Here is a 16,767-nt window from a genome sequence, read left to right as displayed (position 1 = left end):
AGCTTCAATCGGGTTTACCCGAATCTTGCCTGTACCCGTGCCCCCATGGAGTACTTTGGTGCAACAATGAAATGCAGCTCAAGGAGGTCTCTATGTCCGTGTACCGATTCAAATCCCGCGAAACCGGCGACCTGGTGATGCTGAAACAGCACGGCAAGCGCCTGTTGGAAATTCTCGGCAAAGATCCCTCAGGGCCGGGGGTCGTGATGCATCAGCAGATGCCGGCCGCCGTCCAGGCCATCCGCGATGCCATCGTGCTTGAAGAAGCCGAACAGAAGAGGCTTCGTGAAGAAGCCTCTGCGCGAGGGGATGTACCGCCGGAGTTCGATCAGGTCAGTCTGCGCATGCGCAGTGCGCCATTCATCGAAATGATGCAGCGCTGCGAAAAAGCAGCAGTCGACATCGTCTGGGGGGTCTGAACGGCCCCCACGCTCCCCCGCTGCGCGAGGTCCGCTGCCCCCCGAGGGGGCTGATCCGCCTTGGGGCGGCCCGGCGGCGGATCGGATCTCTCCGGCTGCCTTGGTTGGCGCTGGAAGCGGGAACACGCTCCGGAGCGCAATGCCCGAACCCAGAGATGCCACGGAACCGGCTCCGCCGGGCCGTAGGCATCGCCCCCTTTCAGGGGGTCGCGCGCAGCGCGGCGGGGGTCAATCAACTCTGGCGCCAGAGGCCTTCACCACCGGCGCCCACTTCGCGATCTCGGCTTCGATCAGCTTGCCGAACTCTGCCGGGGTGTTGCCGCTGGGAATGGCGCCTTGTGCCACGAGCCGCTCTTTCACCGCGGGCAGGCCCAGCGCCTTCGCGGTTTCCTGTTGCAGGCGGTTCACCACCTCGGGCGGGGTGCCTGCGGGTGCCAGCAGACCGAACCACGAACTCGCTTCAAAACCGGCAAGTGCGCCGGCTTCGGCCACCGTGGGCGTGTCGGGCAGCGCGCTGGAGCGCACCGCGCTGGTCACGGCAAAGGCCTTCAAGCCGCCGGCCTGAATGTGCGGCATGGCGGAGGGCAGGTTGTCGAACATCACGTCCATGGCGCCGCCGAGCATGTCGGTCATGGCCGGACCCGATCCGCGGTAGGGGATGTGCGTCATGAAAATGCCTGTGCGCGACTTGAACAGTTCGCCCGCCAGGTGGATCGAGGTGCCGTTGCCGCTGGACGCCATGTTGAGTTTGCCGGGGCGGGACTTGGCGTACTTGATGAAGTCGGCCACGTTGTTGATGCCCAGCTCCTGCGCGCGCTTGGTGTTCATCACCATCACGTTGGGCACGCCGGCCACCAGCGTGATGGGTGCAAAGTCTTTCTGCGGGTCGTAGGGCAGTTTTGAATAGAGTGATTTGTTGATGCCGTGCGTGCCCACCGTGCCCATGAGCAGGGTGTAGCCGTCGTTGGGTGCCTTGGCCACCAGCTCAGCGCCAATGTTGCCGCCGGCGCCGGCGCGGTTTTCCACCACCACCGGTTGACCGAGCGCCTTGGTGAGTTCGGGCGCCAGCGTGCGCGCGAGGATGTCGGTGGTGCCGCCCGGTGCAAAGGGCACCACGATGCGGATCGGCTTGCTCGGCCAGGCGGCTTGGGCTGCCACCAGACCCGGGAGGGCGGTGGTGGCCACGGCCAGTGCGACGAGGGTGCGACGGGAAAGATTCATGTTTGTCTCCGGCTCAGGTTGTCTACTTGCGGTTGCAGGCGCTCTTGGGTGCGAATGCCCAGGGCCTGCGCCGCAGCGTTGGCGTGGCTGACCACACCATGGGCCAATGTACTGGCTGCCTGCCCGATGCGCGCACTCGTGTGCGACACCGCGCAGGCGGCGAGGTTTTGGGTTTGCAGAAATTCCAGGCCTGCGATGCCGGCAGCGTCCAGACCCACACCCGCGTCGTTGAAGACCGAGAGCAGCGGCCGGACCGCCAGCGCGTACCGCGCCGAACTCAAACCCCCGTGCGAACCGCTCAAAGCAATGCAGCCCGCATCAGCGGGCTGCAGTTCGGTGATGGAGTCGATGACGCGGATGGCGATCACGAGGTGTCTCCGATCAGAGACACCAAGGGTCCGGCTCCGCCGGCCCAAGGTGTCGTCCCCTTGAGGGGACGGCGCAGAGCGCCGCAGGGGTGTTCAACAGGTCAATCGGCGAACTGGCCGGCAGCGTCGATGGCGGTCTTGAGCTTGGTGATCTCGTTGGCCACGAAAGCCTTGTGGCCTGCGGGGGTGACACGGTTGTCGGTCACGACGATGGCGCCCAGTTCTTCCTGGCTCTTGATGAACTCGGGGTCCTTCAGGGCCACCTGCAGTGCGTCGTTGAGCTTCTTGGTCACGTCGGCCGGTGTGCCCTTGGGCGCGTACAGGGCGTGCCAGATGGTCAGGTTGAAACCCTTGAGACCCATTTCCTGCAGCGACGGGTAGTCCTTGAGCAGCTTGTGGCCGTCCAGTCGTTTGGCGGTCGTCACGGCGAAGGCCTTCACGCGGCCGGCTTCGATCTGCGCGGTGGTGTTGGTGGTCTGGTCGCACATCACGTCCACCTGGCCGCCGATCAGGTCGTTCATGGCCGGGCCGGTGCCGCGGTAGGCGATGGTGGTCATGGACTTGTCGAGCTTCACGGCCGACTGCCACATCAGGCCGCAGATGTGCGAAGCCGATCCCAGGCCGGCGTGGGCCAGATTGAGCTTGCCGCCGTTGGCGCGGATGTAGGCCTCGAAGTCGCGGTAGGTGTTGGCGTTGAGCTTGTTGGTGCCCAGCAGGGTCATGGGCACATCGTTGATCATGCCCAGGTACTCGAAGTCTTCGAGCGGCTTGAACTGCTGTTTGCGGTACAGGCTGGTGGTGGCGGCCATGCCGATGTGCCAGACCAGCAGGGTATAGCCGTCGGGGTTGGCACGGGCCACCTTGGTGCCGGCGATGGTGCCGCCAGCACCGGCGGCGTTTTCAACCACGATGTTGGCGCCGCCCAGGGGCTTGCGCATGGCTTCGGCCAGACGGCGAGCCACCAGGTCGGTGGGGCCGCCGGCGGCGAAAGGCACCACGAACGTGATGGGTTTCGCGGGGAAGGCCTGCGCAAATGCGCCGGCTGAAACGGTGGCCGCCAAAGCGACAGCAAGCAGTTTTTTCATGGAGATCTCCATCTGAGTTTAGGGAACGCTCAAATGGTATCCCCCATGTGACAGCGGGAAATCGCGGAAATTACTTAGCTGGCCGCCTGGGAAAACCCTCTGCTGCGCTGCAGCCAGAGTCACGTCGCGTTCGAGCGGGCCTCCTGCATCACTGGTAGCTGCGCGCGTCCTCGATCACCTTGCCGTCGTTGGGCAGGCTGCCGGGTGGCACCAGCTGCACATCGCCCCGCAGTTTGGTGACATCGCGCACCGCGACCGCGATCAGCTCGCGCAGCGTGTCGTCGGCCTCGCTGGCCTCGACCTTCAGGCACATCTGGTCATTGGCCATCTCCCCGCTGATCACCAGGCGCGCCTTGTGCACCTGTGGAAAGCGCCGGGCGATGTCGGCCACCTGGGAGGCGTGCACGAACATGCCCCGCACCTTGGTGGTCTGGTCGGCCCGGCCCATCCAGCCCTTGATGCGTTGGGCGGTGCGGCCCGTGGGGCATTGGCCGGGCAGGATGGCGGAGAGATCGCCTGTGCCGAACCGGATCAGGGGGTAAGCCGTGTTGAGCGTGGTCACCACGAGCTCACCCACTTCACCTTCGGGCACCGGGTCGCCGGTGCCGGGCCGAACGATCTCGACGATCACCCCTTCGTCGAGCACCAGACCCTGGCGGGCCTGCGTCTCGTAGGCCACCAGTCCCAGGTCGGCCGTGGCGTAGGTCTGGTACACGCTCAGGCCCTGTTCCTTGAACCAGGCGGTGAGGCTGGGCGGACAGGCTTCACCACCGACCGATGCCTTGGTGAGGCTGCGGATGTCGACGCCGGTATCCCGGGCTTTCTCCAGCAGGATGCGCAGGAAACTCGGCGTGCCGGTGTAGCCAGCGGGCTTGAGGTCCACCATGGCGTCGAGTTGCTGCTCGGTCTGGCCGGTGCCGGCAGGGAACACGGTGCAACCCACGGCGTGTGCGCCCGATTCGAGGATGAACGCACCCGGTGTCATGTGGTAGCTGAAGCTGTTGTGAACGAGCTCACCAGCGCGAAAGCCAGCAGCGAACAACGCACGACCGGCGCGCCAGTAGTCGCGCCCCGTGCCCTCGGGCTCGTAGATCGGACCGGGACTCGCAAACACGCGCGACATGGCCGGGCCACGCACCAATGCCGCAAAGCCGCCAAAGGCATCACCACCTTGTGCGCGCGAAGCCTTCTGGCGCTCCAGCAGTTCACTCTTGCGCGTGACCGGCAGGCGGGCGAGCGCAGCACGGCTGTTGATGGCCGCTGCGTCGATGCTGCGCAGGATCTCGGCAAAGGCCGGGCTGTTGCGTTGTGCGTGCGCGACCTGCAAGGGCAGCGCCGCCATCTGTTCAGCCCCGCGCTGATCGGAGGATCGCGTTTCAAGAGCGTCGAAAAACTCGTTCATGACAATCCAGATGCGTTGGAGTGAGGGGAAGTTGATTCGGGGATGACGCCGGAACCGGCTTCGCCGGGCCGCAGGCATCGCTCCCGGGGGGGTGACGCACCGACGGCGCGGCGCGGGGGTGGGCCATCAGGCCAGCCACCTTTTCCTGCGCTTGTAGCTTTTCACATCCTTGAAGTTCTTGCGCTCGCCGCCGCCCATGCCGAGGTAGAACTCTTTCACGTCTTCGTTGTTGCGCAGATCGCTGGCCAGACCGTCCATCACGATGCGCCCGCTCTCCATGATGTAGCCGTAGTCGGCGTACTGCAGCGCCATGTTGGTGTTCTGCTCCGCCAGCAGGAAGGTGACCTTCTCCTTCTGGTTCAGGTCTTTCACGATCTCGAACACCTCTTCGACGATCTGCGGCGCCAGGCCCATGGAGGGCTCGTCGAGCAGCATCACGCTGGGGTTGGTCATGAGGGCACGGCCGATGGCGCACATCTGCTGCTCGCCACCCGAGGTGTACGCGGCCTGGCTGGTGCGCCGGGTCTTCAGGCGCGGGAAGTAGGTGTAGACCTTTTCGAGGTTGCGCGCGATCTCGCCCTTGTCCTTGCGGGTGTAGGAGCCGGTCATGAGGTTTTCCTCGATGGTCAGGTGGGCGAAGCAGTGCCGCCCTTCCATCACCTGCACCACGCCGCGGTGCACCAGATCGGAGGTGCTGAGGTTCTCGATGCGCTCGCCGCGCAGCTCGATGCTGCCCTTGGTGACTTCGCCGCGCTCGGCCTTCAAGAGGTTGGAGATGGCGCGCAAGGTGGTGGTCTTGCCTGCGCCGTTGCCCCCGAGAACGGCCGCGATCTTGCCTTCGGGCACGTTGAGCGAGACGCCCTTGAGCACGAGGATCACGTGGTTGTAGATGACCTCGATGCCGTTGACGTTGAGGACGATATTGGGGGTGCTCTCTGGGGTGGTCATGGAAGTGTCCTGTGTGGCCAATTCAAAAACCGGCTGTGCGCAGGTCTTTGAATTGGCGGCTCTTTCGAGCCGCCAGGTTCAGCCAGTCATCAGCTCTGGCAGTCGGCGCCGGTGCGGCGTGTGAGCTTCTTTTCGGCGGCGTACTTGTCAGCCGCGGCCTTCACCATCGGGCGGATGATCTGCTCGTCGCCCTGCAGCCAGTCGGAGGTCCATTCGAACTTGGTGCCGTTCCAGGTGTGCACGCGGGCCCATGAAGCGCCCATGTGGTCTTGGCAGCTGGTGGAGATCGGGCGCATCACCCCCTTGAAGCCCAGCGCATCGAGCTTGGCCTGGGTCAGGTTCAGGTTCTCGTAACCCCAGCGGGCCTGCTCACCCGTGATGACCTTGCCCTTGCCGTAGCGGTCCTGTGCGGCTCGCACGCCTTCGACCGCCAACATGGCCGCCTGCAGGCCGCGCATGTACAGCACCTGGCCGACTTCCTCTTTCGGTCCCGTGCCCTGGCCCTTGCCGTGCACCTTGGTCAGGATTTCCTTGACCACGGCCGCCTCGGGTTCGGCACCGTGCTGCATCATGATGGCGTTGTAGCCCTTGGCACCCATGCCCACGTCTTTCACGTCCGGCTCGGCTCCCGCCCACCACACGCCGTACATCTTCTCGCGCGGGAAGCCGGTGGCCTGGGCTTCCTTCAGGGCGGTGGAGTTCATCACGCCCCAGCCCCAGTTGAGCACGTAGTCCGGACGGTTCTGGCGGATCTGCAGCCAGGTGGCTTTCTGCTCCACACCAGGGTGCGTGACGGGCAGCAGGCTGAGCGTGAAGCCGTGCATGGACGCACGTTCCTGCAGCAGCGGAATGGGTTCCTTGCCGAACGGGCTGTCGTGGTAGATCAGCGTGATCTTCTTGCCCTTGAGCTTGTCCACGCCGCCTTCTTTTTTGGCGATGTGCTGGATCAGCGTGTCGGCGGCCACCCAGTAGGTGCCTGAGAGCGGGAAGTTCCACTTGAACACGCCGCCGTCGGCCGATTCGCTGCGGCCATAGCCAGCGGTGATCAGCGGGATCTTGTCGCCGGGGGCCTTTTCCGTCAGCGCGAAGGTGATGCCGGTGGACAACGGCTGGAACACCGTGGCGCCACCGTTCTTGCCTTTGAGGCGCTCGTAGCACTCCACGCCGCGGTCGGTTGCATAGCCGGTTTCGCATTCCTCAAACGAGACCTTTACACCGTTGATGCCGCCACGCTCGTTGACCAGCTTGAGGTAGTCCACGTAGCCGTTGGCGAAGGGCACGCCGTTGGGTGCGTAGGCGCCGGTGCGGTACACCAGCACGGGGAAGAACTGTTCCTTGGCTTGCGCCATGGCGCTCGGCGCCACCAGCGCGGAGGACAGGCCGGCGCAGGCCACGGACAGGGAAAGCACAAGTTTTCGCAGCTTCATTTCGTTGTCTCCTAATAAGAATCAAACACACAGATCAACACAACACACCATGACCCTTGGATGTCGGACGGCCCGCGCCGTTCCGAACTCAGTGCGGAAAGGGCCAGAGCCGCAACTTCTGTTTGGCGATGCTCCAGAGCTTGGCCAGGCCGTGGGGCTCGACGATGAGGAACCAGACGATGAGCGCGCCGAAGACCATGAACTCGGTGTGGGAGACGGCCGCGGTGGAGATCTCCACGCCGAAGAGGGAGCCCAGGGCGGGCAGGAACTGGTTGAGGAAGATGGGCAGCACGACGATGAAGGCCGCGCCAAAGAAGCTGCCCATGATGGAGCCCATGCCGCCGATGATCACCATGAAGAGCAGCTGGAAGCTGCGGTCGATGGAGAAGGCCGCGGGCTCCCAGGAGCCCAGGTGCACGAAGCCCCACAGGCCCCCGGCCACGCCGATGATGAAGGAGCTCACCGCGAAGGCGCTGAGCTTGGCGTACATCGGGCGGATGCCGATCACCGCGGCGGCCACGTCCATGTCGCGGATGGCCATCCACTCGCGCCCGATGGCCGAGCGCACCAGGTTCTTGGCCAGCAAGGCGAAGACCACCAGGAAGCCCAGACAGAAGAGGTACTTCTCCATCGGGGTGTCGATGGTCCAGCCCAGCACGGCGAGGTTGGAGATCGAGACCGAGCCTGAGGCGGTGTTGTTGGTGAACCAGCCGATGCGCAGGAACGCCCAGTCGCAGAAGAACTGCGCGGCCAGCGTGGCCACGGCCAGATAGAGCCCTTTCACACGCAGGCTGGGGATGCCGAAGAACATGCCCACCAGCGTGGCGAAGAAGCCCCCGGAGAGCAGGGCGATGATCACGGGCATGCCGTCGATGCGCACGTAGGTGTTGTAGGCCATGTAGGCACCCACGGCCATGAAGGCGCCCGAGCCCAGGCTGATCTGCCCGCAGTAGCCCACCAGGATGTTCACCCCCAGGGCGGCCAGCGCCAGGATCAGGAAGGGGATGAGGATGGCGCGGAACATGTATTCATCGACCAGCATGGGCACGCCGATGAAGGCAAAGGCGATGAAGGCCAGGATGACCCAGCGGTCCTGCGCGATCGGGAAGATCTGCTGGTCGGCGCGGTAGGAGGTCTTGAATTGACCGTTTTCACGATAGAACATGGTGGGCTTTCTTCTTGTTCTGTTTCAGACGCGGTCAATGATCTTTTCGCCGAACAAGCCCTGCGGCCTGAAGAGCAGGAACACCAGCGCCAGCACATACGCAAACCAGATCTCGATGCCCCCGCCCACATAGGGGCCCAGATACACCTCGGAGAGCTTCTCGCCCACGCCGATGATCAGGCCGCCGATGATGGCGCCGGGCACCGAGGTGAGGCCGCCCAGGATGATCACGGGCAGGGCGCGCAGGGCCACCGTGGTGAGCGAGAACTGCACACCCAGCTTGGAGCCCCAGATGATCCCGGCCACCAGCGCGGTGATGCCGGCGACGAACCAGACGATGACCCAGATGCGGTTCAAGGGAATGCCGATGGATTGAGCGGCCTGGTGGTCATCGGCCACGGCGCGCAGCGCGCGTCCGGTGGAGGTCTTCTGGAAGAACAGCGAGAGCACGGCCACCAGCAGGGCGGCCACACAGGCGGCGTAGACGTCTTCGAGGTTGACCAGCACGCCGCCTTCAAAGGTGCCTTCGAACAGGAAGACCGGGTCCTTGGGCATGCCCACGTCGATCTGGTAGATGTCCGAGCCGAAGATGGTCTGGCCCAGCCCGTCGAGAAAGTAGGTGATGCCCAGCGTGGCCATCAGGAGCGTCACACCCTCCTGGTTGACCAGGTGGCGCAGCACCAGGCGCTCGATCAGCCAGGCCAATACAAACATGAGCGCACCCGCCATGACGAAGGCGATCAGGTTGCCCAGGAACTTGTCTTCAATGCCGAGCCAGCCCGGCACCCAGCCCGAGAAGCGCGCCATGGCCAGCGCTGCGAACAGCACCATGGCACCTTGCGCGAAGTTGAAGACGCCCGAGGCCTTGTAAATGAGCACGAAGCCCAGCGCGACCAACGAATACAGCATGCCGGCCATCAGGCCGCCGAGAAGTGCTTCAAGAAAGAATGCCATATCAAGTGCCTTTACGGCCGTTCGCCCTGAGCCTGTCGAAGGGCTCTGGCGGTGTTGGTGTGGAGGGCTTCGACAGGCTCAGCCCGAACGGGGTTTCGGTTCATCTCAGTGGGAAGTTCCAAGGTAGGCGCTGATGACTTCTTCGTTGGAGCGCACCTCTTCGGGTGTGCCGTCGCCGATCTTCTTGCCGTAGTCCAGCACCACCACGCGGTCGGAGATGTCCATCACCACGCCCATGTCGTGCTCGATCAGCACGATGGTGGTGCCGAACTCGTCGTTCACGTCCAGGATGAAGCGGCTCATGTCCTGCTTCTCCTCCAGGTTCATGCCGGCCATGGGTTCGTCCAGCAGCAACACCTGCGGCTCCATGGCCAGGGCGCGGCCCAGGTCCACCCGCTTTTGCAGGCCGTAGGGCAGTTGCCCCACCGGCGTCTTGCGGTGCGCCTGGATCTCCAGGAAGTCGATGATGTGTTCGACGAACTCGCGCTGCGCTTCTTCTTCCTTCTGCGCCCCACCAATGCCGAAGGGGTTGCGGAACGCCTGCGCAAAGATGTTGCTTTTGATGCGCAGGTTGCGCCCGGTCATGATGTTGTCGATCACGCTCATGCCCTTGAACAGCGCGAGGTTCTGGAAGGTGCGCGCGATGCCCATCTCGGCCACCTGGCGGCTGTTCATGTGCTTGAAGGTCTGGCCCCGAAAGCTGATCGAGCCTTCCTGCGGCTGGTACACGCCGTTGATGCAGTTGAGCATGGAGCTCTTGCCCGCGCCGTTGGGCCCGATGATGGCGCGCACCTCGTGTTCGCGCACGTTGAAACTGATGTCGGTGAGCGCCTTGACGCCACCGAAGCGAAGGCTGATGTTGTGGACGTCGAGGATGACGTCGCCGATTTTTTTGCTCATGGGGTGTTCAGGCTGCGGCTTTCACCGGGGCAAAGGTCTTGGCGTCACCCAGCTTCAGCGTGGCGTTGACCGAGCCGCTGCGCCCGTCTTCAAACTTCACCTGGGTTTCGATGTACTGCTCGGTCCGCCCGCTGTAGAGCGCGTCCACCAGCGCGGCATAACGTTCGCTGATGAAGCCGCGGCGCACCTTGTTCGTGCGGGTGAGTTCACCGTCGTCGGCGTCCAGCTCCTTGTGCAGCACCAGGAAGCGGCTGATCTGACTGCCCGCGAGCAATTCGTCGCGGCTCAGGTCGGCGTTCACCTTCTCCACGCAGTCGCGGATGAGTTCGTACACCTCGGGCTTTTGCGCGAGATCGGTGTAGCCGGCGTAAGAGAGGTTGCGCCGCTCGGCCCAGTTGCCCACCGCCTCGAAGTCGATGTTGAGCATCACGCACACCCGGTCGCGCTTGTCGCCCAGCGCCACGGCTTCCTTGATGTACGAGAAGAACTTGAGTTTGTTCTCCACGTACTTGGGCGCGAACATGGCGCCGTCGTGATCCCCACCCAGGATGCGGCCCACGTCTTTCACACGGTCGATGATCTTCAGGTGGCCGGAAGCGTCGATGAAGCCGGCATCACTCGTGTGGTACCAACCGTCTGCGGTGAGTACCTCGGCCGTGGCGGTCGGGTTCTTGTAGTAGCCCTTCAAGAGGCCGGGGGACTTCACCAGGATCTCGCCGGAGTCCGAGAGCTTGATCTCCACGCCCTCGCAGGGCACGCCCACGGTGTCGGCGCGGGCTTCGTGATCGGGCTGCAGGCAGACGAAGACGGCGGTCTCGGTGGAGCCGTAGAGCTGCTTGAGGTTGATGCCGATGGAGCGGTAGAAGGAAAAGAGGTCGGGACCGATGGCTTCGCCTGCGGTGTAGGCCACGCGCACGCGGCTCATGCCGAGGTTGTTCCTCAGCGGGCCGTAGACGAGCCAGTCGCCCAGCTTGTATTTGATGGCGTCGACGAGGCCGATGGACTTGCCGTCCATGCGGATAGGGCCCACGCGACGGGCCACGTCCATGAAGTAATGGAACATGCCGCGCTTCAAGGCGCCGGCGTCTTCCATGCGGATCATCACGCTGGTGAGCAGGCCTTCAAACACGCGGGGTGGTGCGAAGTAGTAGGTCGGGCCCACTTCCTTCAGGTCGATGGTGACTGTGGCGCCGGATTCGGGGCAGTTCACCACGTAGCCGGCCACCAGCCACTGCGCGTAGGAAAAGATGTTCTGCCCGATCCAGGCCGGCGGCATGTAGGCCAGCACCTCGTCGGCCGGGGTGAGTTTGTCGAAGCGCGCGCCCACGTCGGCGCGGTTGATCAGCGTGTGGTGGGTGTGCACCACGCCCTTGGGATTGCCGGTGGTGCCGCTGGTGAAGAACATGGCGGCCACGTCGTCGGGCCGGCAGGCGGCCACCTGTTCGCCGAACAGCTGCGGGTGGGCTTTGGCGTGCGCCTGGCCGGCGGCGATCAGCGCTTCCATGCCACCGAGGCCGGGCTGGTCGTAGTTGCGCAGGCCGCGCGGGTCGTCGTAGTAGATGTGAGAGAGCTGCGGGCACTGCTCGCGGATCTCCAGCATCTTGTCGACTTGCTCCTGGTCTTCCACCACGCAGAAGCGCACCTCGGCGTTGTTGATCGGGAAGACGCATTCACCACCCACGGCGTCCTGGTAGAGCGGAATCGGGATCGCGCCGAGCGACTGCGCGGCCAGCATGGTGGCGTAGAGCCGGGGGCGGTTGGCACCGATCACGACCATGTGTTCGCCGCGCTGCAGGCCGGCCTGGTGCAAACCGCAAGCCAGGGCCTCGACCAGCCGGGCCATGTTGCTCCAGCTCGTGGTCTGCCAGATGCCGTATTCCTTCTCGCGCATCGCCGGCGCGGCGGGGCGGCGCTGGGCGTGGTCCAGCAGCAGCTGGGGGAACGTCGTTTGCATGTGTGTCTCCTGGGCCGATCCGGTTCGCCGGCGTTTGAATGTCCCTCGAAGGACACTCATTGATGAAGCGGATCGTATGACTTCGTTTGACGTCATGTTGTCGGTACGACGACAATTGCGGGTCATCCCTCCTAGGACTTTCCCCTACGGGATTTCGCCTTTCACCTCGCCATGAACCCCTTCGCCCCCCACCGTTCCGGCAGCGATCTGCGCGATCGCGCGCGCGCGCCCACCGAGGCGGAGCTGGCCGAAATTCCCTGGCTGGAGCGCTTGACGCCGATCGAGCGGATGCGGGCCGTGGATGCACTGGTGGTGGGTGAAGCCGACACGGGCGACATCATCTGCCGCTTTGGCCGGCCGGTGACGTACTGGTTTGGTCTGGTGGATGGCCTGCTCAAGATGAGCAACGACGATTCGCAAGGTCCGGTGGTCACCTTCACCGGTGTGGCGCCCGGTGGCTGGTTTGGCGAGGGCACGTTGCTCAAGCACGAGCAGTACCGCTACAACATCCAGGCGCTGCGCAAGAGCCGCGTGGCCGGTCTGCCGGTGGAGACGTTTGACTGGCTGCTCGACCACTCGATCGGCTTCAACCGTTTCGTGATGTACCAGCTCAACGAGCGCCTGGGGCAGTTCATCGCCGCGCGCGAGATCGATCGCCTGGGCAGTCCCGACCTGCGCGTGGCACGCAACCTGGCCGCGCTGTTCCACCCGCTGCTCTCGCCCAACGTGGGCGGCATTCTGCGCATCACGCAGCAGGAGCTGGCCTACCTGGTGGGCCTGTCGCGCCAACGCACCAACGAAGCCCTGACCACGCTGGCGGCCAAGGGCTGGATCCGGGTGGAATACGGCGGCCTGCGTGTGCTCGATCTCGCCGCTCTCAGGTCCGGGCAATTGGATGAAGGATGATCGACCCATGACGACCGACAAACCCGCCCGCACGCTCAAGCTCAATCCGGGCGCAGCCAACAAACCACCCGCCGATCCCCGCGCGCCGCGCCGAGCGCCGGTGCGCCCACCCGGCCCGGCCCGCGCCAAGACCGTGTCGGCCTCGGCACCCAAGCCGCCGCGTGACCCGTCACCGGGCTACGGCGCAAAGCGCGCCGGCCCCGAAGGCGAGCGCACCGAGCGCACCGAGCGCCCGCGCTATGGGTCAGACGGCCCACGCTCAGGGCCCGCAAACGCCCCGCGCGGCGAAGACCGCGGCTGGAGCGAGCGCCCGGCGCCGCGCCGCGCCGATCCGCCCTCGGGGGCAGCCGAGCGAGCACCGCGCGGTCCGTCCGCCGCACCGCGTCCGCCCCAGCCCCACCGGCCAGACCTTGCCCGTGTCGGCAACGTGCGCGGTGAAGTCCGCCTCAACAAACGCATGGCCGACCTGGGCCTGTGCTCGCGCCGCGAGGCCGATGAATGGATCGCGCGCGGCTGGGTGCTGGTCAACGGCGAACCCGCCGTGATGGGCATGCCCGTGGCGCCCGATGCCCAGGTGGAGGTGCTGCCCCAGGCGCGCCACCAGCAGGCGGGGCAGGTCACGATTCTGTTGAACAAGCCGGTGGGCTACGTGAGCGGACAGCCTGAAGACGGGCACGAGGCCGCCGCCACGCTGATCGGTGCGCCAAGCCAGTGGCGCGGCGACGCCAAGACGCCCGCCGACGGCCGCCGCTTTGCACCCGAGCACACGCGCGGTCTGGCCCCGGCCGGTCGGCTCGACATCGACTCCACTGGCTTGCTCGTGCTCACGCAGGATGGGCGAGTCGCGCGCACGCTGATTGGCGAGAGCAGTGGTGTGGAAAAGGAATACCTGGTGCGCGTGCAGTTCGCGCCCAACGGCCCGCAGGGCGCGGGTGTGATCGCGGAGAACGTGCAAGCGGTGTTTCCTCCCAGACAGCTGGCCCTGCTGCGCCACGGCCTGAGCCTGGACGACCAGCCGCTCAAACCCGCGCAGGTGGAGTGGCAGAACCCGGAGCAGTTGCGCTTCGTGCTGGTCGAAGGCAAGAAGCGCCAGATCCGCCGCATGTGCGAGCAGGTGGGTCTGCATGTGGTGGGCCTCAAGCGCGTGCGCATCGGCAAGGTGGTGCTGGGCAATCTGCCGGTGGGGCAATGGCGGTATTTGCGCGCCGACGAGCAGTTCTAAGTTTCTTGCCGAGACCTCGCGCCAGGACGGTGGCGGCGCCGGAGAACGCGCACCCGTACCGTCCGCCCTACCCAAAAAGCAAGCGCGAACCCCGACCGCAACAATCCCCGTCACACAAAAACCCAGACACCGGCGCCACAATGCCCCATGACCCGCGCCAAACCCTCCGCCACCCGTCTGGCCGTGCTGCGCCACCTGCGGCCCAGTGACCTGCAAGCCGCGGTGCGGCTGGCCACCCAGGCCACCACGGGTGTGATCGGCATTGCCGAGGGCGTGCACCAGTCGGTGCGCCGCAAGATGGGCTTGTCGGCGGGCGCCGAGCTTGACCGCACCGGCGGCCTCACGGGTCAGATCTACCGCGGCATCCGCGGCGTCACCGCGATGGTCGGTCACGGGCTGGACGGCGCCCTCTCAACCCTGCTCCCCATATTGGACGATCCCTCGACCCACCCCGAGCCTTCGCCCGGTCGCGAAGCCGTGCTGGCCGCGCTCAACGGTGTGATGGGCGATCGCCTGCAGGAGCAGGCCAATCCGCTGGTGCAGCGCATGGAGCTGCGCTTGGCCGCACAGGTCTTGCCGATGGACCGCCCGACACAGCTGCGCGAGCGGCTGGCGGGTGCCTCCGCCCACCTGCTCCTGCTGGTGCACGGCCTGTGCATGAACGACACACAGTGGCTGCGCGGTGGCCACGACCATGGTGCCTTTTTGGCCCAGGCGATCGGCTGCACACCGGTTTATGTGCGCTACAACAGCGGCCTGCACACCTCCATCAACGGCCGCGAGCTCGCCGGCCAGCTTGAGCGCCTGGTGGCGCAATGGCCCAAGATCGAATCCATCACCGTGCTCGGCCACAGCATGGGCGGGCTGCTGGCGCGCGCGGCCGTGTTCTATGGCCGACAGATGGGTCACCACTGGCCTGCGCAACTCAAGCACCTGATCTTTTTGGGCACACCGCACCATGGCGCGCCGCTGGAGCGCGCCGGTCACGGGGTCGACGTGTTGCTCGCCGCCTCCCCCTTCACCCTGCCGTTCACCCAGCTCGGCATGCTGCGCAGCGCCGGCATCACCGACCTGCGCCACGGCCATGTGGTGGATGTCGACTGGCAGGGACGTGGTCGATTCGAGTCGGCCCAAGACCACCGCGCGCCACTGCCCTTGCCCGAAGGCGTGGCCTGCTTCACCGTGGCCGCCACACTCGCGCCCCAGCGTGGCCTGCTGGCCGACCGGCTCACCGGCGATGGTCTGGTGCCCCTGCGCAGCGCGCTCGGCCAGCACGATGAAGCCGCGCGCCGACTGGTGTTTGCCAAAGACAGCCAGCGCACCGTCTACCGCACCGGCCACCTGGAGCTGCTCTCCAGCCCGGTGGTGGCGCAGCAGCTGGTGCAGTGGCTGGCGCCCGTGGCCGTGGAAGTCGACTGAGGAGCCTCAACGTTCGCGTCCGGCCTCGTGCCACGCACGCTGCACGGGCGAAAGCAGGTATTGCATCACCGTGCGTTGGCCCAACAGGATTTCAGCCTGTGCCTGCATGCCCGCTGTGAGCTCATGGCGCTTGTCATCGCGCACGAGGTCGGCCTCACGCAGCGTGACCGTTGCCTTGTAGCGAGGCGTCGGGGTGCTCCCGTTGGCGGCGCTCTGGCGGGCGGCTTCTTCGGTCTGTGCATCGGCGTTGACCCATTGCACCTCACCTTGCGCCATGCCGTACTTCTGAAATGGATAGGCCGCGAACTTGAGCTTGACCGGCTGACCCGGCCTGACGAAGCCGATGTCGTCGTTGGACACCCACACCTCCACCTTCAGCGGCGCCTGTTGTGGCACCAGCGTGGCCAGCACCGTGCCGGGCTGCACCACCGTGCCCACGGTGTGGGTGGCCAGCTCTTTCACGATGCCCTCGTGCGGTGCGCGCAGTTCCATGAGGGCGTGGCGGTGTTGTTGTTTCTGCCAGTCGGCCTCCAGCCGCTCGAGCTGCGATCGTGTTTCGGCGCGCTCGCTGTGCAGGCGCTGGCGGTGTTCGGCCCGGATCTGCTCCAGCTTCTTCACCGACTGGTCGGTGCTCGCGCGTGCCGAGGCAATCACGTGCTGCTGGGTGGCAAGTTCCTGTTCCTTCTCGATGCGTTCGCGGCGCTTGTCGCTGACCATGAGCTGGCCGGTGAAGCCCTGGTCGGCGAGTTGGGCATACGCCGTTTCCTGGGCCTGGAAGTGCGGCATCACCGCCTGCAGCCGCTGGCTTTGTTGTTGTGCGGCGGCCAGCTCCTGCTGCGCTTTGAGCATGCGGCTGCGCTCCTCGGCCAGGGCGCTGGTCAGCGCCGCCTGGTTGGCCTGCTGTCGTGCGGTGGCTTCCTGCGCCAGGGGTGGTGGGTCGTCGGGGGTGATGCGCAGGGCCTGTTCGGCCAGTTCGGCGTCCAGGCGGCGCAGCGCCAGGCGTTTGCGCCCGCGCTCGGTGCCCAGGGCGTTCAGATCGGCCTCGGCGCTCAGGGCGTCCATGCGCATGAGCACCTGGTCCTGGTGCACGGTTTGCCCTTCGCGCACGAGGATGGCGCTGACGATGCCGGCTTCGGAGGGCTGCACGATCTTGAGGTAGTCCTGCGGCACCAGCTTGCCTTCGGCCACGGCCACGATGTCCAGCCGGCCCAGCGAGGCCCAGACGACCAGGAACACGAGCAACGCCAGCAGGCACCACAGCACGCGCCGGCCGATGGGCGAGGGGGCCTGCTGCTGCAGCCGGATCAGGGGTGGGTGGAAGGCGAGGTGGGTGGGGTGGGTGGATGTGGATTTGGAGGCAGCGGGCGTTTCTGTCAT

14 protein-coding genes and 1 pseudogene are annotated in these 16,767 nt (G+C 65.6%); 4 read left to right on the top strand and 11 right to left on the bottom strand.

From position 1 onward, the window contains the following. Positions 1 to 92 precede the first annotated feature (92 nt). Complete coding sequence (locus IV113_RS10200; RefSeq protein ID WP_291084011.1) at positions 93 to 419, top strand: DUF1840 domain-containing protein; 327 nt, start codon at positions 93 to 95, stop codon at positions 417 to 419. Between the two features lie 228 nt (positions 420 to 647). Here the strand turns inward: IV113_RS10200 and IV113_RS10195 are convergent, their stop codons facing one another. The 10 genes from IV113_RS10195 to IV113_RS10150 all read right to left on the bottom strand — a co-directional run bounded on the left by IV113_RS10195 (position 648) and on the right by IV113_RS10150 (position 11,843). Beyond that, on the bottom strand, positions 648 to 1,640 hold the full coding sequence (locus tag IV113_RS10195) for a tripartite tricarboxylate transporter substrate binding protein (protein WP_291084008.1): 993 nt from the start codon (positions 1,638 to 1,640) through the stop codon (positions 648 to 650). Further along, entirely contained in the window at positions 1,637 to 2,008 is a 372-nt protein-coding gene (locus IV113_RS10190) for a hypothetical protein (protein ID WP_291084005.1), read from the bottom strand. Before IV113_RS10190 ends, IV113_RS10195 begins: the two co-directional genes overlap by 4 nt. A gap of 101 nt (positions 2,009 to 2,109) precedes the next feature. Then, positions 2,110 to 3,093 carry a tripartite tricarboxylate transporter substrate-binding protein gene (locus IV113_RS10185; RefSeq protein WP_291084002.1) on the bottom strand — a complete coding sequence of 328 codons (984 nt, stop codon included), beginning with the start codon at positions 3,091 to 3,093 and terminating at the stop codon, positions 2,110 to 2,112. 148 nt (positions 3,094 to 3,241) lie between these two features. Next, positions 3,242 to 4,495, bottom strand: a complete 1,254-nt coding sequence (locus tag IV113_RS10180; RefSeq protein WP_291083999.1) for an AMP-binding protein — start codon at positions 4,493 to 4,495, stop codon at positions 3,242 to 3,244. A gap of 126 nt (positions 4,496 to 4,621) precedes the next feature. Next, positions 4,622 to 5,443, bottom strand: coding sequence for an ABC transporter ATP-binding protein (locus tag IV113_RS10175; RefSeq protein ID WP_291083974.1), 822 nt, complete (start codon positions 5,441 to 5,443; stop codon positions 4,622 to 4,624). Positions 5,444 to 5,532: 89 nt separating this feature from the next. Further along, complete coding sequence (locus IV113_RS10170) at positions 5,533 to 6,870, bottom strand: ABC transporter substrate-binding protein (protein ID WP_291083971.1); 1,338 nt, start codon at positions 6,868 to 6,870, stop codon at positions 5,533 to 5,535. Between the two features lie 88 nt (positions 6,871 to 6,958). Beyond that, positions 6,959 to 8,035, bottom strand: coding sequence for a branched-chain amino acid ABC transporter permease (locus IV113_RS10165; protein ID WP_291083969.1), 1,077 nt, complete (start codon positions 8,033 to 8,035; stop codon positions 6,959 to 6,961). A 24-nt stretch (positions 8,036 to 8,059) separates the two neighbouring features. Next, positions 8,060 to 8,989 (bottom strand): branched-chain amino acid ABC transporter permease, encoded by a 930-nt coding sequence (locus tag IV113_RS10160; protein ID WP_291083967.1) that lies wholly within the window; start codon positions 8,987 to 8,989, stop codon positions 8,060 to 8,062. A gap of 105 nt (positions 8,990 to 9,094) precedes the next feature. Then, a complete protein-coding gene (locus tag IV113_RS10155; RefSeq protein ID WP_291083963.1) occupies positions 9,095 to 9,889 on the bottom strand; it encodes an ABC transporter ATP-binding protein in 795 nt (264 codons plus the stop codon). Between the two features lie 7 nt (positions 9,890 to 9,896). Then, on the bottom strand, positions 9,897 to 11,843 hold the full coding sequence (locus tag IV113_RS10150) for an AMP-binding protein (RefSeq protein WP_291083960.1): 1,947 nt from the start codon (positions 11,841 to 11,843) through the stop codon (positions 9,897 to 9,899). A 171-nt stretch (positions 11,844 to 12,014) separates the two neighbouring features. Here IV113_RS10150 and IV113_RS10145 point away from each other — a divergent pair, with 171 nt between their 5' ends. From IV113_RS10145 to IV113_RS10135, 3 genes and pseudogenes are all read left to right on the top strand, one after another. Continuing rightward, positions 12,015 to 12,749 (top strand): Crp/Fnr family transcriptional regulator, encoded by a 735-nt coding sequence (locus IV113_RS10145; RefSeq protein WP_291083957.1) that lies wholly within the window; start codon positions 12,015 to 12,017, stop codon positions 12,747 to 12,749. A 433-nt stretch (positions 12,750 to 13,182) separates the two neighbouring features. Continuing rightward, positions 13,183 to 13,971 (top strand): annotated as a pseudogene (locus IV113_RS10140) (pseudouridine synthase); the annotation flags it as partial. Positions 13,972 to 14,118: 147 nt separating this feature from the next. Next, complete coding sequence (locus tag IV113_RS10135; RefSeq protein WP_291083954.1) at positions 14,119 to 15,390, top strand: alpha/beta hydrolase; 1,272 nt, start codon at positions 14,119 to 14,121, stop codon at positions 15,388 to 15,390. A 6-nt stretch (positions 15,391 to 15,396) separates the two neighbouring features. Here the strand turns inward: IV113_RS10135 and IV113_RS10130 are convergent, their stop codons facing one another. Then, positions 15,397 to 16,767, bottom strand: a complete 1,371-nt coding sequence (locus tag IV113_RS10130; protein WP_291083951.1) for an HlyD family type I secretion periplasmic adaptor subunit — start codon at positions 16,765 to 16,767, stop codon at positions 15,397 to 15,399.

This window comes from Hydrogenophaga sp., assembly GCF_018780385.1.
In the GTDB taxonomy this organism is placed as follows: domain Bacteria; phylum Pseudomonadota; class Gammaproteobacteria; order Burkholderiales; family Burkholderiaceae_C; genus Hydrogenophaga.
The sequence above is the reverse complement of the archived record's forward strand: the minus strand, read 5'-3'. Positions and strand labels throughout refer to the sequence as shown.

Coding starts and splice junctions, on each gene's coding strand:
- IV113_RS10200 (WP_291084011.1), top strand. CDS start 93: ATGTCCGTGTACCGATTCAAATCCCGCGAAACCGGCGACCTGGTGATG.
- IV113_RS10195 (WP_291084008.1), bottom strand. CDS start 1,640: ATGAATCTTTCCCGTCGCACCCTCGTCGCACTGGCCGTGGCCACCACC.
- IV113_RS10185 (WP_291084002.1), bottom strand. CDS start 3,093: ATGAAAAAACTGCTTGCTGTCGCTTTGGCGGCCACCGTTTCAGCCGGC.
- IV113_RS10180 (WP_291083999.1), bottom strand. CDS start 4,495: ATGAACGAGTTTTTCGACGCTCTTGAAACGCGATCCTCCGATCAGCGC.
- IV113_RS10175 (WP_291083974.1), bottom strand. CDS start 5,443: ATGACCACCCCAGAGAGCACCCCCAATATCGTCCTCAACGTCAACGGC.
- IV113_RS10170 (WP_291083971.1), bottom strand. CDS start 6,870: ATGAAGCTGCGAAAACTTGTGCTTTCCCTGTCCGTGGCCTGCGCCGGC.
- IV113_RS10165 (WP_291083969.1), bottom strand. CDS start 8,035: ATGTTCTATCGTGAAAACGGTCAATTCAAGACCTCCTACCGCGCCGAC.
- IV113_RS10160 (WP_291083967.1), bottom strand. CDS start 8,989: ATGGCATTCTTTCTTGAAGCACTTCTCGGCGGCCTGATGGCCGGCATG.
- IV113_RS10155 (WP_291083963.1), bottom strand. CDS start 9,889: ATGAGCAAAAAAATCGGCGACGTCATCCTCGACGTCCACAACATCAGC.
- IV113_RS10150 (WP_291083960.1), bottom strand. CDS start 11,843: ATGCAAACGACGTTCCCCCAGCTGCTGCTGGACCACGCCCAGCGCCGC.
- IV113_RS10145 (WP_291083957.1), top strand. CDS start 12,015: ATGAACCCCTTCGCCCCCCACCGTTCCGGCAGCGATCTGCGCGATCGC.
- IV113_RS10135 (WP_291083954.1), top strand. CDS start 14,119: ATGACCCGCGCCAAACCCTCCGCCACCCGTCTGGCCGTGCTGCGCCAC.
- IV113_RS10130 (WP_291083951.1), bottom strand. CDS start 16,767: ATGACAGAAACGCCCGCTGCCTCCAAATCCACATCCACCCACCCCACC.